Source organism: Streptomyces sp. NPDC055287 (assembly GCF_053646035.1).
Genome location: NZ_JBSHNE010000058.1, coordinates 1 through 24,585, shown reverse-complemented (window position 1 = coordinate 24,585; position 24,585 = coordinate 1). Strand labels below are relative to the sequence as shown.

Here is a 24,585-nt window from a genome sequence, read left to right as displayed (position 1 = left end):
GTACCGCTTCGTGTACTTGCTTCCCACCTGGCACTACTTCCTCTGGAACCTCACGTCCCAGTCTCCAGGTGTCCAAGATCAAGGGGAAGCTTCATGACAGACCACTGCAGTATGCCGGCTCGTCCGCGGGGGCGACGACTCCGACGCTGGAACGGGTGGCTATCAGGCGCCGATGTTCACCTTCACCGTCGATGTGGCCTGCTCAATGTCACTGGTACGCACCGTGACCGAGAGACTCCATACGCCGGACAGGGAGAGCTGGAACCCTTCGGCGGCCCAGTAGCCGCCCACGTTACGCCGGCACCGGCGATCAACACGCGCCGCCACATGCGGTCGAGGCCGTCGCCCCGAAGCCTCATGGCGACCGTCCAAAGCACACCGGCCGCGCCTGTGAGCAGCAGACGGACAAGCAGCGCCCGCCGCATCCGCCACAAGCTGCTTGCAGACAAGTTGGCCCGGGCGCACGCCCCGGCACCGAATGCCGCAGCCGCCTTGACGCGTGCTGGCCGAGACGACGGCCCCGGGCGCTGGACGGGACGGAGGAGGACGAGCCAGCGGCGGTCGGGCACCGGATCACCGGGACTGTCTCTGTGATGCGTGAGGGCCTCGCTCTCCCCGGCCATGGAGAACCGGGCCCCGCACGCTTTGAGCCGTTTCGGATTCCGGGCAGGCCGGGGCTCCGCTACAGGTGAGTGGCGATAGTCGGCATGAGGTCCTGGAAGGTGCGTCCGTGGGCGGGGCTGCCGATGGCGGCCATCTGCCAGCCGGTGCCGCTGCGCTGCACCTTGGCCATGATTTGTGCGGTGTGGCTGCCGCCGCCGGTGAGGGTGTAGCGGGCGAGTTCTTGGCCGGTGGTTTCGTCGAGGAGGCGGCAGAAGGCGTTGTCGACTTCCTGGAAGGTCTGGCCGGTGAAGGAGTTGACGGTGAAGACGATCTGGTCGACGTGTACGGGCACGCGTTGCAGGTCCACGATGACCGACTCGTCGTCGCCGCCCTGGCCGACGCCGCCGACGCGGTTGTCACCGGTGTGACGGACGGAGCCGTCGTCGCTGACGAGGTGCTGGAAGAAGACGACGTCCACGGGCTTCTTGTCGGCGAAGAGCACCGCCGAAGCGTCCAGGTCGATCTCCCGGGCGGTGAGCTTGGCGAGGAACCCCTTGCGCTGGGCGGCCTTCCAGCCCAGTCCCATCCGTACGACGGTAAGAGCGCCGCCGTCGGACTTGCTCAGGCTGATCTGCTGGCCCTTGGTCAGGTTCACGGACATGTGCTGCCTCTTCGTTAAGTCGTGGTGGCTGAATATTGTGTGCTGCTGCGGTCAGGTCTGTACTGGGCCGTTGCCGGTCCCTGTCCCGTTGTCGCGCCGTTCGGTGGTCCTGTCGCCAGGTCGCACCTGGATGATGTGAGGCTCCTGTTGGTGCTCGGCAGAGCCTTCCGCCTTCATCGCCTTGCTCTCGCTCTTGAGGATGCGTGCCGCCTTGCCGGCGTTGCGGGCCAGCTCGGGGAGCTTCTTGGCGCCGAAGAAGACAATGACGACGATCAGGAGTATCGCGAGTTCGCTGAGTCCGAACACCGGGCCCGCTCTCTGGATGTGGTGGGTGAACCGGGCACAGGGGGCGGGTCTCGCCCGCACCCCGAAAGCGCGTGCGTCAGACGTTGACGCCGAAGTCGGTCGCGATGCCCGCCAGTCCGCTGGCGTAGCCCTGGCCCACAGCGCGGAACTTCCACTCGGCAGCGCTGCGGTAGAGCTCGCCGAAGATCATGGCGGTCTCGGTGGCGGCGTCCTCGCTCAGGTCGTAGCGGGCGAGCTCGGTGCCGCCGTCCTGGTTGACCACGCGGATGAAGGCGTTGCGGACCTGGCCGAAGCTGTGGCCGCGGGCTCCGGCGTCGTGGATGGAGACCGGAAAGACAATCTTCGATACGTCGACAGGGACGGCGGCCAGATTTACCTTGATGACCTCGTCATCCCCTTCGCCCTCGCCGGTGAGGTTGTCGCCGGTGTGCTCGACCGAGCCGTCCGGGCTGGTCAAGTTGTTGAAGAAAACGAAGTGCTCGTTGGACGCGACCTTCCCGGATTCGTTGACCATCAGTGCGCTGGCATCGAGGTCGTAGTCGGTGCCGGTCGTTGTACGGACGTCCCAGCCCAGGCCGACCAGTACGGCGGACAGCCCCGGCGCCTCCTTGCTCAGCGAGACATTGCCGCCCTTGGAGAGGCTCACACCCATGTCGCTTCCCTTCTCAAGACCTGGGCCCGGGGACGGGACGCCGCCTCGGACCCTCGTATGACACCATCTGAAATCTACAGCAATGTAGAAACGAATTGGAGTGCGAACTGGGCATGTCGACGGGCGCCTTCCGGTCACGTAGCGCCTCGGCCGCCGGGTCATACAGGCGAAAGGTAACCAGTACGATGCCCCCTCGACGCTCGTACGTTGGAGCGGCGGGACGGAGAGGAGGCCGCGCCATGGTTGACGGCACGGAGAAGACGAGCCCGGAGGGGCGCGGTCGCAGGCGCCAGGGCGAACTCGAGATGCAGGTGCTGTCGGCGCTCGGCTCGGCACCCGGTCCGGTGACCGCCGCATGGGTACAGGAACAGCTCGGCGGCGACCTGGCGTACACCACGGTCATTACGATCCTGACCAGGCTGTACGCGAAGAGGGCGGTGACCCGCACCAGGGCCGGCCGGTCCTTCGAGTGGACACCGGTGGCGGACGGGGCCGGACTTGTCGCCATGCGCATGCGCAAGCTGCTCGACAACCAGGAAGACCGCGATGCGGTGCTCTCCAGTTTCGTGTCGTCCCTCTCTTCGCACGACGAACAGCTCCTGCGCTCCCTCCTCAATGAAGCTGACAATCCGGAGCGTTGACCGATGGGCGTGTTCGTCTTCCTGCCCCTGATCCTGCCGCTGACCGCACTGCCGATCGCGCGGCTGGCCGAACAGCATCTGCACCCGCGCAACGCGGCGCTATTGCTGACCTGGGTGGGGGCGATCCTCGCCGCGTGCAGCACGCTGTGCCTCGGGCTCCTGGTGGTCGTCGGTACCGCGCAGCTGCCTGGCAACCCGTTGCCCGACAGCTGGTCCGACCCCGAGGTACGGGAAGCGGTTCCATACGACGAGGTGGCCGGGAAGGCGTCCATCGGCGCCCTCGCCCTCGTGGTGGCGGCGAGCGCGCTCACGATGCGACGGCACTACGGCTTCCGTGCCCGTGCCCACCGCACGCTGGCCGCGCACCCCGACGCATCGCAGGTCGCCGTACTCACCGATGAGGTGCCGTACGCGTACGCGCTACCGGGCTCTCCGGGCCGGATCCTGGTTTCCACCGGCATGTTGTCCGGCCTGAACGAGGCAGAGCGCCGGGCCCTGCTCGCCCATGAGCGTGCCCACCTTGCCGGACGTCACCACCGCCTTCTGCTCACGGTGCAACTCGCCGGCTGCGCGAACCCGCTGCTGCGCCCGCTCCGTTCCGCGGTGGGCTACAGCACGGAGCGCTGGGCCGACGAGGAAGCCGCCCGGGTTACCGGGGACCGGCGGATGACGGCCCGCGCCGTGGGCAAAGCTGCGCTGATTTCCCAGCGCGGCTCAGTACCCGGCTTGGCCGCCTTCGCCGAGGTGGGCCCGGTCCCGCGCCGTGTTGCCGCGTTGCTGGGGCCGGTGCCGCCGGCCGGCGGCTGGCCGCCTGCCCTGACTACGGCCGGTATCGCAGCCATCGTCGCCGCAGCCGGCACGGCCGCATCGACCTTGTCCGCGCTCAACGCGGCGATCGCCCTGTTCTTCGTTCTGCAATCAGCCACCTACGGGTAAACCGGGGCACCCCGCACCGACTTGGCTGCCTCTACTCGACTGTAGAGTGCACGCACCGCACAGAGCTGCGGTCGAGGATGGACGAGCGCGAAGGCCCGGAGGGACGCCAGGTGGGTACGCAGGACAGGCGGCGCAGTCGCCGGGCACAGCCAACGCGACGGCGCCGCAAGGTGGCAGAACGGTCCGGGCTGACCCGACGCGGGCGAATAACACTGTGGACCGGCGGGGCGCTGGCCGTCCTCGTGCTGGTGACGGCCGGGGCCGGGGCCTGGGTCTACCAGGGGTTGGACGGGAACATCGGCTCCGCGGATGTGGACAACAAGCTGGGCGGCGACCGGCCGGTCAATCTGAGTCCGGGCTCGAAGAACATCCTGGTGGTGGGCTCCGACTCGCGGGACGGCAAGAACGCGAAGTACGGCAAAGACCTGGACACCATGCAGTCGGACACGCTGATGGTCATGCATCTGTCCGCGGACAGGAAATGGGCCACCGTGGTCTCTTTGCCGCGTGACTCCTGGGTGAGCCTCCCGGCCTGCGACCCAGGCACCGGTACGCCGTCCACTCCCCGCCATTCCAAGATCAATGCGGCCTTCGCCATCGGCGGTGCGAGCGGCGATGTTTCGGGAGCCGCCGCCTGCACGATCAAGACGGTGGAGCAGTCCACCGGCCTGCGTATCGACCACTTCATGTCCGTCGACTTCCAGGGCTTCAAGGGCATGGTCAACGCCCTCGACGGTATTGAGGCCTGCCCCGAGACGGCGATCCGTGACGAGAAGGCGCACCTCGACTTAGAGGCCGGTTGCCAGACCGTCAAGGGCGAGAACGCCCTCGGATACGTCCGCACCCGCTACAGCGTCGGTGACGGCTCGGACCTCGGGCGCATCGGCCGCCAGCAGGAGTTCATGCAAGCCCTCGCCGCCAAGGCTCAGCAGAAACTCACTAGCCCGACCGCCCTGTACGACTTTCTTAACTCGGCGACCAAGTCCCTGACCACTGACGAAAAGCTGGCAGGAATCAAACCGCTGACCGGTCTCGCGAACGAGATCAAGAGCATCCCGCGTGACCGGCTGACCTTCCTGACCGTGCCCAACTACGGTCGCGAGGCGGACGTACCCTCCGACAAGGCCAACGTGGTGTGGCAGTACCCGCAGGCCGCCGACCTGTTCACCTCGCTGGCCAAGGACCACGAGGTTGACAAGAAGAAGCTCGCGGCCGACTCCAAGGCACCGGTGTACGCCGCTACGGTGCGCGTGCAGGTCCTCAACGGCAGCGGGGTGCCCGGCCAGGCCGCGAAGGTCGCCGAAGCACTGAGGGCGGCGGGCTACAGCATCACCGGCACCGGCAATGCGCCGGTCTCTGCGGAGAAGACCGCGGTCACCTACCCCCAGGGCCTCGAGAGGCAGGCCGCGGTGCTCGCTTCCCGGGTGCCCGGTGTCGCGGCGAAGTCGGACGCGGGCGCCATGGCCGGCACCGTCACTCTCGTCGTAGGTGCGGACTTCACCGGCATCCGCTGACGCGACTCACCGGCTCGGTGAACCGCCGGTGGGCCTGCGGCTGAGTGCCGCAGGCCCACCGCGTTCTCAAACCTTGCCATGTGTTCAGCGCCGGGATTTGGCGCGGTCAAGGGCGGCCACGCCCACGACGGCGAGAGCGATCTGGATCAACCATTCAATCCAGTCGATGCCCTTGGAGTCCGCGACACCCAGACCGGCCGCGATGGCGGTGCCGATGAAGGCCGCGGCGATACCGACGAGGATCGTCCACAGGATGCCGATGCGCTGCCGGCCAGGCAGGACGAGCCGTCCCAGCACACCGATGATGATGCCGATCACGATCGCGCTGATAATTCCTGAGATCTCCACGTCCGCTCCTTCGGGTATGTCGTCGAGGCGCTTATGCCCCGTTTTTTACAGGTCGAACTCGTGGGGCGGCAGGTCGAGCGTGTAGCAGGCTTCGCGCACGATGGCCTGCTCGTCCTTGTCGAAGTCGCCGTCGGCGCCGCCGATGACGATGCCGATCTGGATGACAGCGCGGGCCTCGGCGGGCTTCTTCTTCGCCTTGGCGATCTCCTGAAGGACGCTGACCTTCCCGAAGGCGAAGTCGGCGGTCAGCTTGTTCAGGTTTTCGTCGAAGCGACGCTGGAGGTCGTCCGCGGCGAAGTTCTTCAGTACGTCGTTGGTGGCGATGAGCTGGGCCACCCGCTGGCGCTCGGCCGGGTCGATGGTGCCGTCGGCGGCGGCGACCAGGGCACACATCGCCATGCTCGCATCGCGGAACGCACCGCTCTTGAGGTCGTTCTTCTTCTCCATGAGCTGCGTCTGCATCGTCGACGCGGACTCCTTGAAGCGATCCCACAGGGCCATAAGAACTCCATATGCGTCAGGAGGTGCCCTGGCCGGAAGGGGGGCCGGCCCGGACACTCACATTCTTCTACAGTCACGTAGAAACTATCAGGAGGGCTTGCCGTACTTCAGCCCTCTTCGTCGTGTCCTTCGAAGAAGTCGCCCACCTCGTCGACCACTTCGGCGGCCCAACTACCCGGTCACCGGTGAGCGCCACGACGACATCAAGGGCATCATCGGCGTACGCGAACTGATGCGGCTGCCGGCCGAACACCTTGAGCAGATCACCGCCGGTGAGCTGGCCCGGCGCCCTCTGCTGCTTCCCGACACGCTGCCGCTGCCCGGCGCCGTCGAGCAGATGCAGGAACGGAAGCAGGAATTCGCCGTCGTCCTCGACGAGCACGGCGGGTTCGCCGGGATCGTCACCTTCGAGGACATCGCCGAGGAGCTGGTCGGTGAGATCACCGACGAGTCCGACCAGGTGATCGAGATCGCCGCCGCTGACGGCAACGGGTGGCTGGTCGACGCCGGCCGCCGCCTCGACGAGATCGCCCAGGCCACCGGCATCGAACTCCCAGAGGAAGAGGACTACGACACCGCCGCCGGCCTGATCGTGGACCGCCTCGGCCGCTTCCCCGCCATCGGAGACCGCCTCACCGTCGGCACCGTCCTCATCGAGGTCCGTACCCTCGACCGCCACGTCCCCGACCGCATCCGCCTGGAACGCCTGCCGGACACCGCCCCGGACGCGGATGTGCATGCCGCCCCGACCGATGAGGAGCCGACCGCATGAGCTTCCCCCTGGCCCTCTTCATCACCCTCCTCCTGCTGGTCGCAAGCGGCTTCTTCGTCGCGGCCGAGTTCGCCCTGGTCGCCGCCAAGCGCCACTGCATGGAACGCGCCGCCGCCCAGGGCCAACGCGGCGCCAAGTCGGCGCTCGCAGGGATGCGCGAACTGTCCCTGATGCTCGCCGGCGCCCAGCTCGGCATCACCATCTGCACCCTGGGACTGGGCTCGATCTCCAAGCCCGCCATCTCCCACGAGCTCGACCCCCTCCTGGAGAAGCTCGGCCTGCCCAGCGGACTGAGCTACGGCATCGCCTTCGCCGTCGCCATGACCGTGGTCGTCTTCCTGCACATGGTGCTCGGCGAGATGGCCCCCAAGTCCTGGGCCATCGCCCACCCCGAGCGCTCCGCCATGCTCCTCACCCCGCCGTTCCGGGCGCTCATCCGTCCCCACGCCGGGGTAGGCGGTTCCGTGGTACTGCCTTCATCTGCGGGTGGCGTCACTGCCGAGCATGGCCACACCGGTGACGAAGCAGGCTATGCCGACTGCGAGCAGGGGGATGCCGGGCCGGGAAGAACGTAGAGGGCAGCACCAGCCATCGTGGTGAGGGCCCGGCTGATGCCAAGGCGATGCCGATGGAGCGTTCGTCCGGGCGGCAGATCCCTCCGGCGAGATCTCGACGGCGCCGTGGCCCTCACCGGTTCGCGGTCGTGACCTTCACCGGTTCGGTGTCGGGTGCGCTGTGCCGCTGGGCCCAGTTCTCCAGGGCCGTGCGGCAGGCGCGGTCGAGGTGGTGCAGCCCGGACAGGTCCACCTCGATCGGCCGGTCCTGCGGAAGGGCCTCCAGGTTGTCAAGTATCTTCGGCAGCCGCAGGAACGTCGCGTTGCCCGACAGGTACACCTGGATCGGCCCGGCACCCTTGTCTATGACCTCTGTCTTCAGGTGCGATGCCTCCCAGGCGGTCTTGATCACCGCCAGGGCCAGACCGATGAGCACGCCCTCGAACATGTTCACGGCGACGATCGACACGGCCGTGACCACCAAGATCAACGCCTCACCCTTCTGGCCCCGCCACAGCCCGGCGATCTGGCGGAACGGGATCAGCTTCCAGCCCGCGTGCACGAGGATCGCGGCGAGCGCGGGCAGCGGGATCAGCGCCAGCGCGGAGGGCAGCGCGGCGGCGAACAGCAGCAGCCACACGCCGTGCAGCACACGCGACGCCTTGGTCTTCGCGCCCGCGTTGACGTTGGCGGAGCTGCGCACGATCACCGCGGTCATCGGCAGCGCACCGAGCAGACCGCACACCGTGTTGCCCCCACCCTGGGCAATCATCTCCTTGTCGTACTGGGTGCGCGGACCGTCGTGCAGCCGGTCCACCGCGGCCGCGCTGAACAGCGACTCGGCGGAGGCGATCAGTGCGAACGCGATGATCGTGCCCCAGATGGCCGGGCTGGCGAGCTCACCGAAGGCGTCGGCGCCGGGCGGCTGGATGACGCCGAGCAGACCCTCCACCTCGACGGTGGCGACTGGCAGGCTGAAGGCGAGCGAGGCGACCATGGCCAGCAGTACCGCGGCGAGGGCGCCGGGCACGACCTGTGCCTTCTTCGGCGTCTTCTTCCACAGCACGATCACGGCGATGGTGCCCGCGCCGATCGCGAGCGAGGCGAGCGCCTTGGTGCTGCCGAGGGCGTCGGCGAACGCCTCGGGCAGGCCGGCGATCTTGCCGATGCCGGTCTCTGGGGCCTTCATGCCTGCCGCCGCGTAGATCTGCCCGGAGATGATCACCAGGCCGATGCCGCAAAGCATGCCCTCGACGACGGAGACGGATACCGCCCGGAACCAGCGGCCGATCCTGAGGAAGCCCATGGCGAGCTGGAGCAGTCCGGCCATCAGCACGATCACGCCGAGCGCGGCTACTCCGAACTCGCTGACCGCCTCGAAGACCAGCAAGGTCAGGCCCGCGGCCGGCCCCGAAACCTGAAGACTGCTGCCGGGCAGAAAGCCGGTGACCAGGCCGCCCACGATGCCAGTGACCAGGCCCAGCTCCGCGGGAACTCCGGAGGCGACCGCCACGCCGACGCACAGCGGCACGGCGACCAGGAAGACGACAATGGAGGCGGCGAAGTCCTGCCGCAGGGAAGGAAACTTCGACATCACGGTCAGCCCCTTCACAGCGCCTCGAACGTGTCGGACTCCGCACGGTGTTCGCGCACGGCCCCGGTGTGCACCTCGTAGTACCAGCCGTGCAGCCGGAGTCTGTCCGCCTGCAGGCGCTGTTCGATGCACGGGTAGGAGCGCAGCCGCAGCAGCTGCGTCAGGACGTGGTTCTGCACGGCCTCGGCGACCGTCGGGTCGGCGGGGTCGGAGCACTTGGGTTCGTCGGCGGCGTGCGTGAGCCAGTCGCGCACGGCGGGTACGGCGTTCAGGTCGTCGCCGCGCACCAGCGCGCCGACGGCCCCGCAGTGGGAGTGGCCGCAGACCACGATGTGCTGGACGCCGAGCACCTCGACGGCGTACTCGATGGTGGCCGCCTCGCTGGTGGGGTGCTCGCAGGCGTACGGCGGGACGATGTTGCCCGCGGTGCGCAGCTCGAAGAGCTGGCCGGGGCGGGCGCCGGTGATCAGGGCCGGGACGACCCGGGAATCGGCGCAGGTGATGAACAGGACCTCTGGCGTCTGGCCTTGGGCGAGGCCGGCGAACTCCTCAGGGCGCTGTCCGAACGTGCGGGCGTTGTCGATGAGGGGTTGCATATGTGGTGACTCCTCCTGGCGCGCCGTGGGGGCGCGTCGGGCTTACAGGACAGGTGGGGGACTGCTCTGCTGCTCAGCAGCGGAACACTTCAAGTGCCGCCGGAGAGTGCGCTGTTGCGGATCTTGATGTGCGGAGGTGTGCGGGCCACGCCGGGTCGCGGCGGTGCGGCTGCGGACCATCTCTTCTCCTCTTGGCGCGCACGCCGAACTTCGCCAAGAAAAGTCAAAGGCAAGGTCAATGAATGGTAATGGGTAGGTGGGGTGGGAGGTCTGAACTCGCAGTGTTTCCGACTAAAAACAGCTAGAAGCCGACGGAAAACCGCCCGAGGGTCGGAGGGGCGTGAGGCGTCGGCGGAGTGCGCCACGGGCCGGGTGGGCTTTCTCAGGCATGACTCCCTGGCCCTCATGCCGACGGCGTCCAAGACTTCGCCCGGTGACTTCGTGAGCGGAGCGCTGGAGTTGCGCAGGAAGCTCGACCAACTGATCAATGCTGCCGTGATCGCGGAGCGGGAGTGCGGAAGCACCTGGGAGCAGATCGCCCAGGCCGCTCAGATGACCCGGCAGTCGGCCCACGAGAAGTGGGCCCCCCAAGTACGGGCCTGGGCGGCAACCGGTCGCCAAATCCGACCGGCGAAATCGACTGAGCGCTCCATGGACACTGCGCGCTGGCTCGACAGCCAATACACGCGGATGTGGGCCGATGAGCCGGACGCTGTCACCGCAGGACTTGATGCCAACCGTCACCCCGGCTCCGACGCCTATGAAGCCGCGCAAAGGAAGCGGGGCACAAGCCTGCACGCCAGGCTTCTGGAGCTGCGAGAGCAAGCCAAGACGCTCGATGCCCCGTACCACGAGCTCAAGGACGCCGAAGACGAAGACGGTCTCCTGCGCCTGGCAGGCGTGCTCACCGCCACCGCCGCCAATCACGACGCCCAAGCCGGCGTCTACGACCAGCTCGTCACCGCCGAGCCGTCCCTGTCCGACGAACACCGCGACGAGGCCGAGCACCAACGCAGCAACGCCCGCAAGCACGCCCTGCTCAAGCCCCTCACCCCCATACCGGCCGGCACAGCGGCGGCGTCAGCGCTCCCGCGCTCCACCGGCTCACCGGACGCTGACCAGGCCAGACGCCCGCGAATCCCCCGCCCGATGCGGGGGACTGCTCGGCGAATGCGTCCGGTTCCCCCCTTTGGCAGGGCGGGCCGATACGAAAGTCAGGCTGGCCAAAGCTCCGAGACGGGGAACACCGACCAGTCCCAGGCCCCGTTGGTGTCCGTGTCGGCGAGGAGCACCAGGTCCTCCTCGCTCACACGGGCCCGCCCGCAGGCCACGGCGAGTTTCGCCAGGTAGGCAAGGTGGAAGTCGTCGGGGAGGTCTCTGCCGCCCTGGTTGGCCCGGTGAACCAAGACCACGGTGTCGTCCGATCCGACGCGGGCCGCGACAAGCTCCTCGGCGGACGTGCTGAGGTAGGTGATGGCGTCGGAACGGATCAGACGGCTTTTCTCCGGCTCGCTATGACTTGGACTCAGCACCCAGACGTCGGCCATGGTCCCCCTCCCGAGGGTCAGCGGTGATCATCAAGACCCATCCTCCACCCGGCCGGAGCTAACGACAGGACGACACCGGGGGTGATCGACGACGACTCGCGCACCTTCGCCCTCGCGCAAGCCGGAATCGGGGGTAGTGGGCCTCTGCGGAGACCCGCTCGTCGTCGCCTCGCCCGGTGAGAGCGACCACCCCGACGTTTCACCCGGCGGAGTGTCCGGGCCCGCCCCCACGCCCACTGCGGTGTCCGTTATAGGCTGTAGGGTCTCGCGGTTCGTGGCAGAGGGGTCCTTACTGACCAGCGGCTCTTACTCAGTCTCAAGTCGAGGGCTGTCGGCCAGTCTCACGACCGCGGCATTTCCTCAGGACGTAGTCGGCCCGCCGAGACCAGTGGGCCTCAGGTATCAGTTTGCGAAGCTGCAGCAACGGCTACTCCTGCGTCCGAGAACGGTTCCAGCGAGCCGTCGACGACGGCGACCTGCCCGTCCCGTGACCGATCCGGGACAGCTGGCCACTGTCCTGAGCTCTGCCCGTCGTACGCTTTTGGACACCCGCGGAGGGCGACCGACACTCGCACCCTCAAAACGCCCACCGAGGACGGATACCGTTGGGACACCAACTGGCTGAGACACCCCTGCCGCTCACATATCGCCGTCCAGGCCGGTGTGTCGGCGGTAGCGGCGCGACGGCGGCGGCACGGATCTCCGGGCGCGCCGGTCGTGTCCGTGCCCTGCCGCGAGCGCAGCAGCAGTCTCCAGGTGCAGGCCGCGCGACGCTGACCGGAACTGGTCAAGGGGCATGCGCAGCATCGCTCGGCGGCCGTGCGACCGCTCACCGTCGGACTCGATCATGCTCCTGGCGCAGGTTCGGCTCATGGTCCGCGCCAGAGGTTGGCGAAGGCCGCGTTCTCGATGGTCCGCCTCTGGCGTACGGCCTCCAGTTCCATCACCGCGTCGTGGACAGCGGCCACCACACTCGTCACCGCCTCGTCATCAAGGCCGGTCTCATCGTCGGATCGTTCGTCGTCGATGCCCACTGCGGCGGCAAGGGCAGTCAGGACGGGTTCCTTCTCTTTCCAGCGGTCGGCTGCACGGCGGCGCGCGGGCGTATCGACCGGTTCCACACGTTCCGAGCCGAAGGACAACGGGCCGCTTCGCTGCGGCTTGAGCTCACCGTTCTCCTCCAGGACGGCCTGGTACGCGGCCGAGAGGTCTCGGCCCCGGCGCCACAGCCAGTCCTCGATCCGCTCGTAGGGCGCCTGCCGAGTGAGACCTGCCGCAGCCTCGTCCAGGAATCGATCGTCCAGCGGCGGCGGTCCACCTGGCACGATGTGGTCGCCGTCCACGGCGACCACCCCCGCACCAATGAGATCGATCAGCTCGGCTCCCGCGAGTGCGAGGGACAGGTCACCCTGTCCCACGGAATACTTCAGGTCCATGGCGATGATGAACAGGTCTTTCGCCGTGGTCATGAACGGCTCCCCTCGGAGACATCGGCAAGGGTGCGTCTCCACCGACCGCGCCCGCGTCCGAGGCCGGCCCGGCGGCGGGGCCACTGTCACGATCAGTATCGTCCCGGCCGCGCGGCCGAAGCCCTCTCGCAAGGCGGTGGGGGGTTCTGCCGACGAAGCTCGCGTCGCCCGAAGCGACGTCGTGATGGCGCTCGGCCCAGTGCCATATCACCCGGCTCGCCCCCGACGGAATCCGTCTCTGCAGGTCAACTTCAGCGCCCGTGGTGCATGCCCAGGTGGTGCCCAGCTAGTCAACCACATGCTGGGCAGGGCTGACGCAGCCTTGTGCATGAGTGGCGCGACTACGTGGTGTGCAGAGGTTCCTTGAAGGACTTGCGGAACACCGGCCCGGCGAAGGGAATGATCGAGGACATCACCTTTGACTTGAACGAGGTGGGGTGCCGTTCGAGTCTGACGTCGACGCGGGTGCCGTTATCCGTGGGAGTCATCTGGAACTGCCAGCCCCCCGAGCCAAAGGGCACCGAGTCACGAGTGGTGACGGTGACCCTGTTCGTCGAGGGGTCCCATTCGTAGCGCGCACGCTCCCACGACTTGTCGTTCCCCTCGGTCACCTCCGCCCAGGTATCGCCCCGCTCGTGGACCTGGAAGTGCTCGGCATCGATGGAGGACCACTCCTCGACACGGGATGGGCTGAAGTCCGTCAGCACGCCCATCACCTCGTCCGGGCTCATCGAGGAGTTCACGTGGAAGCGTAGGGATGTCATGACCTGCTCCCTGGTTCGAGATGGCCGTTGTCTGTCGGCGGCCTTCGGTGCTCATCTCTCGCGTGCCTGGCTCGCTTCGCCGACGCTGGTTCGCAATGACCGGAACCCCAACTTCCAGAATGCACCTCCGCCGAGCACTGCGCACCAGCAGCTCCCTGGCCCGCACCTGTGTGATCGTGTCCGGGACCGGAGCTGGTCTCGCGGGGTGAAGAACGGTGCGCATCGCCGCAGGCGAACTGATTACCGCGACGGACCGCGAAGCCCGGTCGGGATCGTAGAAGTCGGCATCGTCCCGGACAGCCACCGAGCCAGCCCCACGCTGGCCGTCACACAACTTCGACCCCGTCGACTCTGCGTCGATCGAAGATGAGCCGCACTGCTGCGGATCCTCCACCGACCGCAGCGGCGACTCGCTTCACGCTTCCACTACGTACGTCACCGACGCAGAACACGCCGGGCACGCTGGTTGCAAAGGGCAGCGGCACGCGATGGTCCGCCGGGAGGGCGACATCCTGTCCGGTCAGCAGGAAGCCGTCGGAATCCATCGCCAGCTGCTGGTCGAGCCAATCCGTACATGGCGTGGCACCGATGAACACGAACACGGCGCTGACCGCAAAGGTGTTGCGCCGTTGGCTCGTCCGGTTCACTACATCAAGCCCTGTTATCTCAGAGTCAGCGGACATACCGACCACCTCCGTTTGTACCCGCACATGGATTTTCGGGTCGGCGGTGATCGCGTCGATCAGGTAGCGCGACAGCCTGTGTAGACGGGCTGGTGGCGTGCATAGCCGGGCCCGACTCAGGATTGGGCTTCTTCGGCGCCGCGGTGCCGAAGAAGCCTAGGGTTGAACGGTTCTCAAGTGAACCGCGTGTGACTCTCGGGGGATTCATGCCCACACCGCCCGCCCAGCCACCGGAACCTGCAGCGCCGGAACCCCATACAGCGCCCACGCTCGTGCCCGTTCCTTCCACTGCCGGCGCCACCGAGCCTCCCGCCCAGCCACCGGCCGCCACGCCGCCGGCTCCCGAGCCTGACACAGCAGAATCCCTCGCGGAACGCCGCGAACGACGGGCCATGCGCGCCCAATGGGCCCTGGCCACAGCCACTCTCGTCCCCGGCCTGGCCGCCGCCGGTGCACTGCTGTTCACCGCCATCAGCGTCCAGCAGGCACAGGACAACCTCAACGTCACCCAACAAGGACAGATCACCGACCGCTACAACGACGCCATTACCAACCTCGGCTCCGAATCCGAGGACGTCCGTCTCGGCGGCATCTACGCCCTCCGACGCATCATGAACGACTCCCCCCGCGACCACCCGCACATCGTCAGCGTCCTCGTCGCATACACCCGGGGTCATGCCTCCGAACCCGGGCCCATCCGCGCCGACACCCGGCCCGCGAACGACATCCGCGCCGCGCTCGGTGTCCTACGTGACAGAGACCCCGACCTCGACAGCACACGGTTCCGACTCGATCTGGCAAACACCTTCCTGCCAAACGCAGACCTGTACAGAGTGACCCTGGACGGAGCCGACCTACACAAGGCGGCGCTGCCCTACGCAAACCTGGAAAGTGCCTCTTTGAGCTCCGCGAATCTGAGCGGCACCAACCTCACCGATGCGAAACTGCCCTCCGCCCTGAAAGACGCAGACCTCGAAGGCGCCGACCTCGACAAGGCTGAGCTTGTCGGAGCTGATCTCACCGGCGCGCGCCTGTTGCGCGCCCAGCTCAACTACGCAGACTTGCAATACGCCAACCTGACCGGCGCGAAAATGGCGTTCGCCAACCTGAAATACGCGGATCTCCACGGAGCCATTCTGACGAGAGCAAACGTGTCCGGTGCAGACCTGGCAGACGTGGACCTGTCCGGTGCAGACTTGCGCGGCGCATACCTCCTGGCCGCCCGCGGCCTCACGGTGGAGCAGGTCCTTCAGGGCAAACTCTCAGCGGACACTCGCCTCCCACCTGACCTGGTCTCCGACCCTCGGGTACGCGCCCGCATAAAGCCGGGGGCGCCTGTGCACTAGCGGTCTTGAGTAAGAAGCCGTCTCTCAACCGATCATGGAACGTGCAGGTCGAACAGGGTCCCTGGTCGGGTGATCTTCCTGCTGTTCGCGCATGGGGGCCGCACCCCCGCCCCGCCGGCCCCAGGCGACGGGGCGGCGTGTACAGACCGGCAGAGCTCCGGTGCTTCAGCGTCCCAGGAAGCCGAAGATGCCGTTCTCCTTGCGCCACGCATCCGCTTCCACCTCCGCCTCCGCCTCTTCAGCGGCCCGCGCCTCCGCCTCCTGACGCCCGCCCTCCTTGGCTTAGGCACAGGCGTCACAGTCACTGCCAGGCAGTACGGCTTCCCAGCCCTCACCACTCGGGTAGACCTCACGGCCACAGGCCGGGCACGCCCAGGCGACAGCCTTCCGACCGCGCCGGGCCTCCTCCCGCCTTTGCTGCTCGCGCTCCCCCTGGGCGCGGCGCCCGCGGCCGCTTTTCTCTTCCCGGACTTGGAAGGCGCGGTAGTCGTCCGGGTTGTCCAGAGCCGCTCGGGCGGGGCGCCCGAGCGAGGCATCGCCGCGCTCGCTCAGTACAAGGCCCGGGAAGGGAAGGCCGTCGTTCCCCGGGGTCATGTCGAGGAGTTGCCGGACGGTACCTCGGTCCGGCTGGGGGTATGGCTGTCCAACACCCGCAGCAGACGCGCCGGTCTGAGCGAGGGGCAGCGCGAGCAGCTCGCCGGGCTGGGACTCGACTGGGCGGTATAACCGGGCATTCTCCGTGCCTGGCCAGTACAGCGTGGTGCGGGAACAAGGATGGATGGACGGGCCCTGGCCCCGCACCACGTCTGCCGGCGCCACCGCAGGCACCTGCTCGTCAGCATGCCCCACCCTCAAGAACCCTGCCCTCACCGAGACGGCACCGCCCACCACACTTCACCCGGCCGGACCCGTGACCCGGAAAGGCAGCAGTCAGGTCTCTCCAAGGTCACCGGCTGACGCCACTCGAAGCCCCCTGGCAGACATCACTGCTAGGGGGCAATCTCAATGCCTGCGTCCCCCGGTGACACCGTCCAGGTCCAGAAGTTCGTCCACCGTGCGACCGATGCTCTCTACGAGACCGTCGTCCTTGTCGCTGGCGCGGCCCCTGCCGCGGCCTCGGTGGCTGTCGTCGTCGCCCAGGTCCAGGAGGCCGTCCAGTCCCAGGTCAGTTGGCGCCTTCGCTGAGGACGGCTGCACTGCGGCGGCCGGGGCGGGTGCGGGCGCAGCGGACGCGGCGTCCGTGGCCAGTGCGAGGGATGCGACGGCCAGTCCTGCGGCGGTGTGTGTGTCTGATCATGATGTGCATGATGGGCGACAGCGCCCGGCGGCACCGTCCCCTGAACGAGTGGTGTCCCGCCTGGCGCAGCCCTTGCCGGCCCCCGGAGTGCGACGGCCCCACGGCGTTGACGCCGCGGTGCACGATCACTGCGCTAGACGTCCATGATCGACCAGCGCCGCGACTACAAGAAGTCGGGTCGATGGCCAGCTAGGTCAGCAGGCCATCACTCCTCGTCAGAGTCGTCCTCGACGAGGTCGGGGAAGTGCAGCTGGATCAGCGATCCGCGCCGTGACTGCAGCAGCGTCGGTGCGCCCGGTCGGGAGGGGGTGAACAGCAGGCACCAGTAGCCGTCGTTCTCCAGACTTTGATGTGTCTCAGCCCCGGCTATTCAGCGGCATAGCCAGGCTCAGTACCCGATTGTGAAGCGGCGCTGGACGAAGCGGGGTAGTTCCGCCTCGTCGATGAGTGCGACGGCCGCGTCCTCCACGGAGATGCGGCTACGCCCGTCTGCGTCGAGAACCGGCTGATCGCCGCCGGTCCGGAACCGGGCCGTGCGCTCACCGGGAGCGATGTCCTCCGCGGGACTGAAGTAAGTCCAGAGCCGGTTGGACATGCGCAGGACGTTCAGGGCGTCCCGATGGCCGCGTACTGCGGCGGCGTACTCCCTCGGCAGGCCAAGCTCGTCGAGGGTCTCGTGCAGGAGTTTGTCCGAGTCGGCTCGTACGAGTCCGGGCTCGATCTCCAGGCTGCCGGCGCCACCGATGACGATCAGCCGGGTCCTGGGGTGGGTCTCCAGTGCTTTCAGCAGTGCTCGCGCGGCGGTGGCGTACACGGTGGGATCGGCGATTGAGCGGGCCACCGTGTCGGCGATGTCCTTGGCACCGTTTCCGGGCTGGAATCCGCTGATCAGCACGTCAAGGCCGGGTATGGCGGCGGCAATGCTGCCGGCATCGAGGACGTCGATGCTCTTCCAGACGACGTTCTCGCGGCCCTCGTCGATCTGCATGGCATCCCGGCTGAACGCCGTGACGTGGTGCCCCCGGTCGAGGGCTTCGTTGACGACCCGGCTGCCGATGCTGCCGGTGGCTCCGATGACTCCGATGCGCATGACTCTCCCTTGTGGCTCTTCATGCCCGCTACGTTTGCGTCTTCACGGTATGCGAAAACTATACGGTGTGAAGTAACCGTACGCCACGCAGCATAGTGACGCTGTAGAGTGTCCGACTGTGGGAACGATCAGAGGGCGCCGCGAGCGACTGCGGGCCGAGACAACCGCCGAGATCAAGAAAGTCGCACTCGAGCTGATGGCCTCGGGCGGGCCCGACGCGATCACGCTGCGGGCCATCGCCCGCGAGATGGGCATGACTGCGAACGCCATCTACGGCTACTTCGCCACCCGCGACGACCTGGTCACCACGCTGATCAACACTGTGTACACCTCACTGGCCGACACCGTGGACACCGCCTGGGACACCGCACCCGCCCAGGACCCGGCCGCCCGGATCCAGGCATGGGCATCCGCCTTCAGGAGCTGGGCCCTGGCCAACCCCGAGGGCTTCCGCCTCATTTACGGCGACCCCGTCCCCGGCTACCGGCCCCCCGAGGGCGGCGCCGCCCCGGACGCCGCCCACCGCGTCTGCACCGGCATCACCGCACTGGCGGCCGCCGCATGGCCGCACGCTGAACACCGCTACGCGGACAGCGACTTCGAATGGTCAGACTTCGAGGCCGGCCTCCTCGACAAGGTCCGCCCAGCCTTCCCCGACCTACCCCCGGCAGCCGTGGCCCTCGCCCTGCGCATCTGGAGCCACCTGCACGGCCTGGTGTCACTGGAGATCTACGGCCACCTGCAGACCCAGGCCCTCAGCCCAGACAAACTCTTCCGCGAAGAACTGGCCCAGCTCATCCGGTCCTTGAGCATCACCCCACAGGGGTGAAGGCCCTGAGCAAGGGGCGCGCTGCGTGCGCAGTCGCGCTCCCTGCGGGCACGGCGTTCGGTAGCTGAACCCGCCACCTCAACCCTCGAACCGGACGCGCACGAACTTCGCCGTCTCGTGGCGACCGGCCGTCTCGCGCACTTCAACCAGGACAGGCTCGATGAGCAGGGTCACGAGCCCGTGGTCGGGATGTTCGGTCCGCTCCCCCAGGCGGCCGCGTACCGATTCGCCGACCTGCCGAGCCTGCATTCCCGTCAGACGCGGCGAAGTCTTCACGGTTCGGCCGTCGGGAAACTCCACGAGAGGAGCGTGCGGTCGCTGCTGCGGGCCGAACACGCCAAGGAGTCTGCCGTCTCGGGTATCGGAGTGCCTGATCTTCCTCCAAGCCCATGTTTCCCCCGGCTGATAGGTCGAACTGAGTGACTTCGCCACGATCCCTTCGACGCCCACAGCCCTCATCTCGCGAAACCAGAGCCGCGCGTTCTCCTCGTCCAGTGTGCCCAGCACACGCTGAAGGGGTGGCTCCGGACGATCACTTGAACGGCTGCGGGCGGCTCCGGAGACTCACCGAATGAGACATCTCAAGGTGTCTGGAGAACCGTCGAACTTGGCCTCGTACGCCAGCCCGCCGGGCAGCGCGCCCGGTGCGGGCAGTGTCGCGCGGGCCTGCGCGAGCATCGGCTCCACCGGTGGACGCACCACCCGTCAGCCGGCCAGAAGAGCGGTCGTGCGCTGCGGGTCTGAGGCCACCATCGGCTCCTTCCGGCAAGCTTCACCGGGGTCCGCGCCCTCGGGGTGGCGCGGGCCCCGGCATGAGGACAGCCCGCAGGCTGCTCTCCCTGTCTACGGGTCCCTCCGCGTCGGCGCGACCGGCGGCAGGCAGCGCGCTTACCGCGATCACTCGTTCATCGTCAGCGTTGACTGCCGAGCCAAGCCGCGACAACGACACCCGCCCCCGCCCGGGCATGCACCCGCGACGCGGGATCGGCCGGGGGCTGATCGGCGTGTGTCTGGGCGCGTCTACTGGCCTTAGAAAATCGAACACGAGTAGCATTCTGGGGTGGCTACGTACGACTTTCCCGAAGACCTTCGCGCAGCTCAGCTGCGTCTGCACCAGACCTGGGCGGAGTACGAAGCCCTCGGGCGCAATCTCCCCTGGTCGGTAGAGCCTTCCGAGGGGTGGAGCGCCCCGAAGGTTCTCTACAGCGACGCAGAGCCCCGCAGCCTGCCGTCCAGCCCCGGGTACACCGGCGTGCAGAAGGCGGAGGTCGCCCGCCTGCGCTGTGAACTCCTTGAGCTGTCGGCCGTGGTGTCGACGCATCCGTACTGGGAGACGGTCGAGGCCGGCAAGAGGGTCGATCAGCGGATGGCGCTGAAGCATGCGCACGAGCAGGAAGCTGACGCCGGGCGGGCGGAAGCGGCGTAGTCATGCCTGGTCTGCCCCAGATATCTCGCCTGGATCGCCAGCCTATCCCAGAGCCAAGTAGCCCGGGTGCCCACAAGACGCGCCTTCTGCAGCCCGAGACTCACGACGCTCACAGCGCTCTCCGGGCAGACAGTGACCCTGGTGCCTGGTGGTCGTTGTTCCGCCGACGCGTAAGTGATATCCGTCCCCCACGGACCCGCGTTGTGGGGGCCCTGCCATTCCTCAGGGCTCTCACCCCCCCTTACCGGCCGGGCAGCGCGCGTGCTTCTCGCGCCACCACACGTCACCCCACCGGGTCCGTGACCGGAGGATCACCACCGCCGTTGAGCCGGGCGACGCATGCAATTGCTGTGGGATTCCATTGCACGCGTTCCGGGTGTTCCGAAACCGCGCCTCGGCTCGGGACTCCCAACCAGCCAGGCCAGCGTGCGGCGTGCGTGCCGGTCCCGCGTTCGCATGGCAGCGGCCCACCGCCCTTTCGGGAGGGTGGGCCACTGCCTTCTTCGATCCCGTGTCGCGCTACAGGGGGCTGCGTGCCCTCTGTGCGGTCTGACAGGGTGCACACCACCAGCAGGTGCCGGGCTTCCTGAACTGCTTCCTCTGGGTGGCTTTGTTCACTTTCAGCAGCAGCGTTTGTCGATGAGTTTCAGCAGCGGTTGGTCATCAGCTGGCTCGTAGATGTTCACGAGAAGTGAAGGCAGTGCCGTGTCGCTGACGCGGACAGGTCGATCGTCACCCGCCGACCGCATAGGCCGCGGCGTTGCCGCGAGTCGATCGCGTCAGGGTGTCAGAGGCGTTCCAGCCGCTCAGGCAGACACACTTCCGGGCACGTCACATGAGCCGACACAGCTGGATGATGGCGAAGACCAGGAGCGCGATACCGCAGCATGCCTCCAGCACGCGTACGGCCAGTGGCGGCAGCGCCCTGCGCAGCACCACGATGAGCCCCGCCGAGATCAGACACCAGAGTACTGAGGAGGCCATGAACCCGGCGAAGAAGACGCCCAGCTCCGACGCTCCGCCCGGTCCCAGTACAGCGCCCACCCCGCCGGCCGCGCCCGACCAGTAGACAACGTTCCATGGGTTCGCCAACGACATGCCCGCCCCCACAGCCATGGCCTTGCGGTCCTGTCCTCCCTGCGGTTCCGTCATCAGGTCTGGTCCCTTTCGCGCGGATGCGTCGCGTAGGCCTACCACCCCCAACCAGGCCAGCAGCAAGCACCCGGCGACCGTGAGCGGCACACGTAAGGTCGGCACGGCCAACAGTGCCCCTGCCCCCGCCAGGCCGAGGGCCGCCCAGACGGCGTCGCCCACCAGCGATCCGACCTGGACCGCGAAGGCCGGGCCGAACCCGCCCCGGATCCCGCGCCGTAGCGACTCGCTGAACACCGCACCCGGTGCCGCGTTGAACACCAGCCCCAACCACAGAGCCAACATGAAGATCTCGATCATGGCGGCCACTGTGCCGGGGGTTCTCCATGCGGTCTTGTCAGATGTTGATCTGGGGCAGCCGACGGAACCGACCGGGTGTGATGGCGTACGCCGCAGTGAAGTGGCGGTGGAAATGCGCCTGGTCGGCGAAGCCCAGCAGGTGCGCGACGTCGGCGACGGGCTCGCCCTTGCGCAAGCGGCGCCGCGCCTCCGCCAGTCGGGCCGACAGGTGCCAGGCGTAGGGCGGGGTACCGGTGGCACGGGTGAACGTCCGGATCAGGTGCTCCCGTGACATCCCCGCCTCAGCGGCCAGCTCGGCCAACCTGGGCACGTCGGACAGGTCACGCAGACGGTCAAGGATCGCGGCTATCCGGGTGTCGGCGGGCTCGGGAGCACGCGCGCGCCGTCCCGCGGCCAGGTCGATCAGCCGCGACAGCACAAGTTCCAGCTGCTCCTGGAGCAGAACTGCGGATTCGGCCGGCGCGGAGTGCCCGTCAGCCGTGAACTCGCGGAAGGCTTTGGCGGCAGCAAGGAGCTCGCCGCGAAGGTAGGGAGAGCGGACGACCGGGCGTTCGAAGTCGACCAGGTCCTCGCCGGTCAGCGATTCCACCAGCGCCGGCGGGACGTACCAGCTCACGGTCGTGAAGAAGGTATCGGGCGGGGCCTGCGTGGTGCACGACTGGACCTGGCCGGGGTTGTAGACGGTGACCTCATCCAGGCACACGTCGAACGTGGTGCGATCCAGCCGGACCCGCTCCAGGCCACAGAGGTTGACGCTGATCACGTACTCATCGTGGCTGTGCCGCGGGAACCCACCCGAGGCGGGCCGCACCACCGCCAGCTGACCTCCGCCCCATTCCGTGTCTCGCATGCCCAAAAACTACTGCAGGGCATGGACATGGCCGGACGGGGCGGTCCGCGGCTCCGTCCAGACGGAGTTCGCCGCCCACCGCACCGTCCGGTACGTCACCCCTACAACTCGACCTTGGACATCTGCGGCATGACCAGGACCTTTCACCAGGAGCACCCCGATGCTGCCCTGGCAAGTACCCCAGTGCTGTCAAAACTCGGGCTCTGGCACACCTTCTGTGGTCCGATCACGGAGCGTCAGAACTTCTCTTCGCTGGCAGGCTGCTCCTACCTCGGGGTGGCAGCCCGAACGTCGCCCTGACCATGAGATATAAGGAGAAATCGCCGTTCCTTGCGGGGCGATCGCAGGTCTGCTGACGGCGTTGGTGGCTCGATCGAGCACCACTCCCCGATCTGACGAGCGAGGAAGAAATGGACGACGGACTGCAGTCGAAGGTGGCTCTGGTGACCGGCGGAGCGACCGGGATCGGGCTTGCCACAGTTCGCCGGCTTCTGGCTGAGGGCTGCGCGGTCGTGATCGCGTCCAGGAACCGTGAAGGAGGCGAGGCGGTGGTCGCCGATCTCGGCGCCGAGCAAGTCGCATTCCACACGGTTGACGTCACAGACGAGCCGGCGGTCGAGTCGGCGATCGAAGCCACGATTACACGGTTCGGCCGCCTGGACTATCTGTTCAACAATGCTGGCGTCGAAGGAACTGTCGGACCCATGGCAGCTTGGTCCGCCGACGATGTCGAAGCGGTCCTGAGCGTGAACGTGAAGGGCGCGTTCTTCTGTATGAAGCACGCCGCGCCGCGGATGGAAGCAGGGGCGGTGATCGTGAACTGCAGCTCCTTGCTCGGTACGATTCCCATGCCGGTCGCCGGCCCGTACGCGGCCAGCAAAGCAGCGCTGCTGAGCTTGACCCGCTCGACCGCCGGCGAGCTCGCGGAGCAGGGGATCTCGGTCTTCGCGATCTGTCCCGCAATTGTTGACACACACATGATGGACCGGGTATCGGAGGCGGCGGGAGTGCCAAAGGCAGCCCTCGCAGAGATGGTCTGCCCCAGCCGCCAAGTGACGTCACCTGACCGGGTTGCCGATGTCGTGACCGGACTACTGAAATCGCCCACCTCCTTCGAGACCGGATCAGCACTGAGGATCGATCCGAATGAGGTCGAGCGCATCGGGCCCTGACCCGCAGGCTGCCCCTCACGAGTAGAGCAAGACGCGTTTGCGGAGGAGCTTGAAGCCGGCGCGGCCGTCGGCGTTGCGGGCGGCGAGGACCACCACCTGTCGAACCGCATAGAGAAACCCGAATCAGCCCGACCCACAGCGCCCAAGGCCGGACATCAAACTGAGAACCATCCCGGACACGGAAGCAAGAACTCCCAGAACGGCAGGACTGGCGGCGCGGCTACGAGGCGGCACGCCGGTACTTCGAACGCGAGCAGGACCTCGACGTTCCCTACGAGCACGTCGAGGGTGCGTATCCGCTGGGGAGGTGGCTGTCCGATCAAAGGCGCGCCTACCGGGCCGGGGCCATGAGCGGGGCGCGGGCTGCTGATCTGGAGGCGCTCGGGATCGTGTGGGAGCCCGCTGATGAGGCGTGGGAGGAGAACCTGCGGGCGGCGGCGTACTTCGAGACGTACGGGACGCTCGCGGCTCCGGTCACGGCGGCGATGATGGACCGGCCCGTGGGCCAGTTCCTCGCGAACGCGCGGAAGAAGAACGGCCTGGGCAAAGACCGGCAGCGTGCCAAGCGGCATGCGGCGCTGCTGGCCGCGATCGACCCGGACTGGCCTATCGACTGGCAGCGCGCCTACGCCACCCTCGCCCATCTTCAGCGCCGGGAAGCATGCTGGCCTATGTGGAGCCGGGCACGGTCGTGCACGGCATCGACCTGGGGCGGTGGCTGGCCACACAGCGGCGCGTGTGGCACCTGCTGCAGGACGGGCAGCGCGAGCGCCTGGCACAGCTCGGGATCGGCCCCGCGGAAAGGCCGGCGGTCCCAGCCCAGAAGTAACGACGTTGTGTGCGACTGAGGTCGGGACGTGTCGGCTTGGCGGTTCGGCTGATGGGTGATTACCGCTCGGCGGTGCGGTCGGAGACGAGTCCGGCGATCGCCAGGTGTGTTTCGTCGTAGTGCTCACGGCGTCCGATGTACCGCTGAAGGGGA

25 protein-coding genes and 3 pseudogenes are annotated in these 24,585 nt (G+C 67.6%); 12 read left to right on the top strand and 16 right to left on the bottom strand.

The features are described from left to right. Positions 1-162 precede the first annotated feature (162 nt). The 4 genes from ACWIHY_RS37075 to ACWIHY_RS37060 form a co-directional block, all read right to left on the bottom strand. Positions 163-291 carry a hypothetical protein gene (locus ACWIHY_RS37075; protein WP_454380948.1) on the bottom strand — a complete coding sequence of 43 codons (129 nt, stop codon included), beginning with the start codon at positions 289-291 and terminating at the stop codon, positions 163-165. 391 nt (positions 292-682) lie between these two features. Then, the gene (locus tag ACWIHY_RS37070; protein WP_454380946.1) at positions 683-1,264 is read right to left on the bottom strand and encodes a TerD family protein; all 582 of its coding nucleotides are present in this window, start codon (positions 1,262-1,264) and stop codon (positions 683-685) included. Positions 1,265-1,315: 51 nt separating this feature from the next. Beyond that, complete coding sequence (locus tag ACWIHY_RS37065; RefSeq protein ID WP_454380945.1) at positions 1,316-1,570, bottom strand: Sec-independent protein translocase subunit TatA; 255 nt, start codon at positions 1,568-1,570, stop codon at positions 1,316-1,318. Between the two features lie 76 nt (positions 1,571-1,646). Further along, on the bottom strand, positions 1,647-2,222 hold the full coding sequence (locus tag ACWIHY_RS37060) for a TerD family protein (RefSeq protein ID WP_454380943.1): 576 nt from the start codon (positions 2,220-2,222) through the stop codon (positions 1,647-1,649). A 239-nt stretch (positions 2,223-2,461) separates the two neighbouring features. Here ACWIHY_RS37060 and ACWIHY_RS37055 point away from each other — a divergent pair, with 239 nt between their 5' ends. From ACWIHY_RS37055 to ACWIHY_RS37045, 3 genes are all read left to right on the top strand, one after another. Further along, on the top strand, positions 2,462-2,863 hold the full coding sequence (locus ACWIHY_RS37055; RefSeq protein ID WP_454380941.1) for a BlaI/MecI/CopY family transcriptional regulator: 402 nt from the start codon (positions 2,462-2,464) through the stop codon (positions 2,861-2,863). A 3-nt stretch (positions 2,864-2,866) separates the two neighbouring features. Next, the gene (locus tag ACWIHY_RS37050; RefSeq protein WP_454380940.1) at positions 2,867-3,799 is read left to right on the top strand and encodes a M56 family metallopeptidase; all 933 of its coding nucleotides are present in this window, start codon (positions 2,867-2,869) and stop codon (positions 3,797-3,799) included. Positions 3,800-3,876: 77 nt separating this feature from the next. Further along, on the top strand, positions 3,877-5,313 hold the full coding sequence (locus tag ACWIHY_RS37045) for an LCP family protein (RefSeq protein ID WP_454380938.1): 1,437 nt from the start codon (positions 3,877-3,879) through the stop codon (positions 5,311-5,313). A gap of 84 nt (positions 5,314-5,397) precedes the next feature. Here the strand turns inward: ACWIHY_RS37045 and ACWIHY_RS37040 are convergent, their stop codons facing one another. After that, a complete protein-coding gene (locus ACWIHY_RS37040) occupies positions 5,398-5,661 on the bottom strand; it encodes a GlsB/YeaQ/YmgE family stress response membrane protein (protein WP_454380936.1) in 264 nt (87 codons plus the stop codon). Positions 5,662-5,706: 45 nt separating this feature from the next. Beyond that, positions 5,707-6,162 carry a tellurite resistance TerB family protein gene (locus ACWIHY_RS37035; RefSeq protein ID WP_454380935.1) on the bottom strand — a complete coding sequence of 152 codons (456 nt, stop codon included), beginning with the start codon at positions 6,160-6,162 and terminating at the stop codon, positions 5,707-5,709. Positions 6,163-6,331: 169 nt separating this feature from the next. Here ACWIHY_RS37035 and ACWIHY_RS37030 point away from each other — a divergent pair. Continuing rightward, a pseudogene (locus tag ACWIHY_RS37030) lies at positions 6,332-6,934 on the top strand (transporter associated domain-containing protein); the annotation flags it as partial. After that, a pseudogene (locus ACWIHY_RS37025) lies at positions 6,931-7,374 on the top strand (CNNM domain-containing protein); the annotation flags it as partial. The pseudogenes ACWIHY_RS37030 and ACWIHY_RS37025, both read left to right, overlap by 4 nt. A 247-nt stretch (positions 7,375-7,621) precedes the next feature. Here the strand turns inward: ACWIHY_RS37025 and ACWIHY_RS37020 are convergent. The 6 genes from ACWIHY_RS37020 to ACWIHY_RS36995 all read right to left on the bottom strand — a co-directional run bounded on the left by ACWIHY_RS37020 (position 7,622) and on the right by ACWIHY_RS36995 (position 14,261). Then, entirely contained in the window at positions 7,622-9,082 is a 1,461-nt protein-coding gene (locus ACWIHY_RS37020) for a SulP family inorganic anion transporter (RefSeq protein ID WP_454380933.1), read from the bottom strand. Positions 9,083-9,096: 14 nt separating this feature from the next. Further along, positions 9,097-9,678 carry a carbonic anhydrase gene (locus ACWIHY_RS37015; RefSeq protein WP_454380932.1) on the bottom strand — a complete coding sequence of 194 codons (582 nt, stop codon included), beginning with the start codon at positions 9,676-9,678 and terminating at the stop codon, positions 9,097-9,099. A gap of 1,214 nt (positions 9,679-10,892) precedes the next feature. Further along, positions 10,893-11,225 (bottom strand): hypothetical protein, encoded by a 333-nt coding sequence (locus ACWIHY_RS37010; protein WP_454380931.1) that lies wholly within the window; start codon positions 11,223-11,225, stop codon positions 10,893-10,895. A gap of 869 nt (positions 11,226-12,094) precedes the next feature. Continuing rightward, complete coding sequence (locus ACWIHY_RS37005; protein ID WP_454380929.1) at positions 12,095-12,694, bottom strand: GOLPH3/VPS74 family protein; 600 nt, start codon at positions 12,692-12,694, stop codon at positions 12,095-12,097. Positions 12,695-13,035: 341 nt separating this feature from the next. Next, positions 13,036-13,458 (bottom strand): hypothetical protein, encoded by a 423-nt coding sequence (locus ACWIHY_RS37000; RefSeq protein ID WP_454380927.1) that lies wholly within the window; start codon positions 13,456-13,458, stop codon positions 13,036-13,038. Between the two features lie 326 nt (positions 13,459-13,784). Beyond that, positions 13,785-14,261: an NAD(P)/FAD-dependent oxidoreductase gene (locus ACWIHY_RS36995; RefSeq protein ID WP_454380949.1), complete on the bottom strand. Its 477-nt coding sequence runs from the start codon at positions 14,259-14,261 to the stop codon at positions 13,785-13,787. Between the two features lie 272 nt (positions 14,262-14,533). Here ACWIHY_RS36995 and ACWIHY_RS36990 point away from each other — a divergent pair, with 272 nt between their 5' ends. From ACWIHY_RS36990 to ACWIHY_RS36980, 3 genes are all read left to right on the top strand, one after another. After that, positions 14,534-15,487 carry a pentapeptide repeat-containing protein gene (locus tag ACWIHY_RS36990; RefSeq protein WP_454380925.1) on the top strand — a complete coding sequence of 318 codons (954 nt, stop codon included), beginning with the start codon at positions 14,534-14,536 and terminating at the stop codon, positions 15,485-15,487. A 414-nt stretch (positions 15,488-15,901) separates the two neighbouring features. Beyond that, a complete protein-coding gene (locus tag ACWIHY_RS36985) occupies positions 15,902-16,213 on the top strand; it encodes a helicase associated domain-containing protein (protein ID WP_454380924.1) in 312 nt (103 codons plus the stop codon). A 279-nt stretch (positions 16,214-16,492) separates the two neighbouring features. Continuing rightward, complete coding sequence (locus tag ACWIHY_RS36980) at positions 16,493-16,672, top strand: hypothetical protein (protein ID WP_454380922.1); 180 nt, start codon at positions 16,493-16,495, stop codon at positions 16,670-16,672. Positions 16,673-17,172: 500 nt separating this feature from the next. Here the strand turns inward: ACWIHY_RS36980 and ACWIHY_RS36975 are convergent, their stop codons facing one another. Further along, a complete protein-coding gene (locus ACWIHY_RS36975; protein ID WP_454380920.1) occupies positions 17,173-17,874 on the bottom strand; it encodes an NAD(P)-dependent oxidoreductase in 702 nt (233 codons plus the stop codon). Between the two features lie 118 nt (positions 17,875-17,992). Between ACWIHY_RS36975 and ACWIHY_RS36970 the strand changes: the two genes are divergently transcribed. After that, complete coding sequence (locus tag ACWIHY_RS36970) at positions 17,993-18,703, top strand: TetR/AcrR family transcriptional regulator (protein ID WP_454380918.1); 711 nt, start codon at positions 17,993-17,995, stop codon at positions 18,701-18,703. Positions 18,704-18,781: 78 nt separating this feature from the next. Here the strand turns inward: ACWIHY_RS36970 and ACWIHY_RS36965 are convergent, their stop codons facing one another. Further along, positions 18,782-19,003: a hypothetical protein gene (locus tag ACWIHY_RS36965; protein ID WP_454380916.1), complete on the bottom strand. Its 222-nt coding sequence runs from the start codon at positions 19,001-19,003 to the stop codon at positions 18,782-18,784. 760 nt (positions 19,004-19,763) lie between these two features. Between ACWIHY_RS36965 and ACWIHY_RS36960 the strand changes: the two genes are divergently transcribed. Further along, the gene (locus ACWIHY_RS36960) at positions 19,764-20,129 is read left to right on the top strand and encodes a hypothetical protein (protein WP_454380914.1); all 366 of its coding nucleotides are present in this window, start codon (positions 19,764-19,766) and stop codon (positions 20,127-20,129) included. A gap of 831 nt (positions 20,130-20,960) precedes the next feature. On the opposite strand, the gene ACWIHY_RS36955 is transcribed toward ACWIHY_RS36960, so the two are convergent. Continuing rightward, positions 20,961-21,581: a LysE family transporter gene (locus ACWIHY_RS36955; RefSeq protein ID WP_454380913.1), complete on the bottom strand. Its 621-nt coding sequence runs from the start codon at positions 21,579-21,581 to the stop codon at positions 20,961-20,963. Between the two features lie 37 nt (positions 21,582-21,618). Next, complete coding sequence (locus ACWIHY_RS36950) at positions 21,619-22,431, bottom strand: AraC family transcriptional regulator (protein ID WP_454380912.1); 813 nt, start codon at positions 22,429-22,431, stop codon at positions 21,619-21,621. A 410-nt stretch (positions 22,432-22,841) separates the two neighbouring features. On the opposite strand from ACWIHY_RS36950, the gene ACWIHY_RS36945 reads away from it, so the two are divergent. Both ACWIHY_RS36945 and ACWIHY_RS36940 read left to right on the top strand, forming a co-directional pair. After that, the gene (locus tag ACWIHY_RS36945; protein ID WP_454380910.1) at positions 22,842-23,603 is read left to right on the top strand and encodes an SDR family NAD(P)-dependent oxidoreductase; all 762 of its coding nucleotides are present in this window, start codon (positions 22,842-22,844) and stop codon (positions 23,601-23,603) included. Positions 23,604-23,815: 212 nt separating this feature from the next. After that, a pseudogene (locus ACWIHY_RS36940) lies at positions 23,816-24,451 on the top strand (helicase associated domain-containing protein); the annotation flags it as partial. Positions 24,452-24,585: the final 134 nt, after the last annotated feature.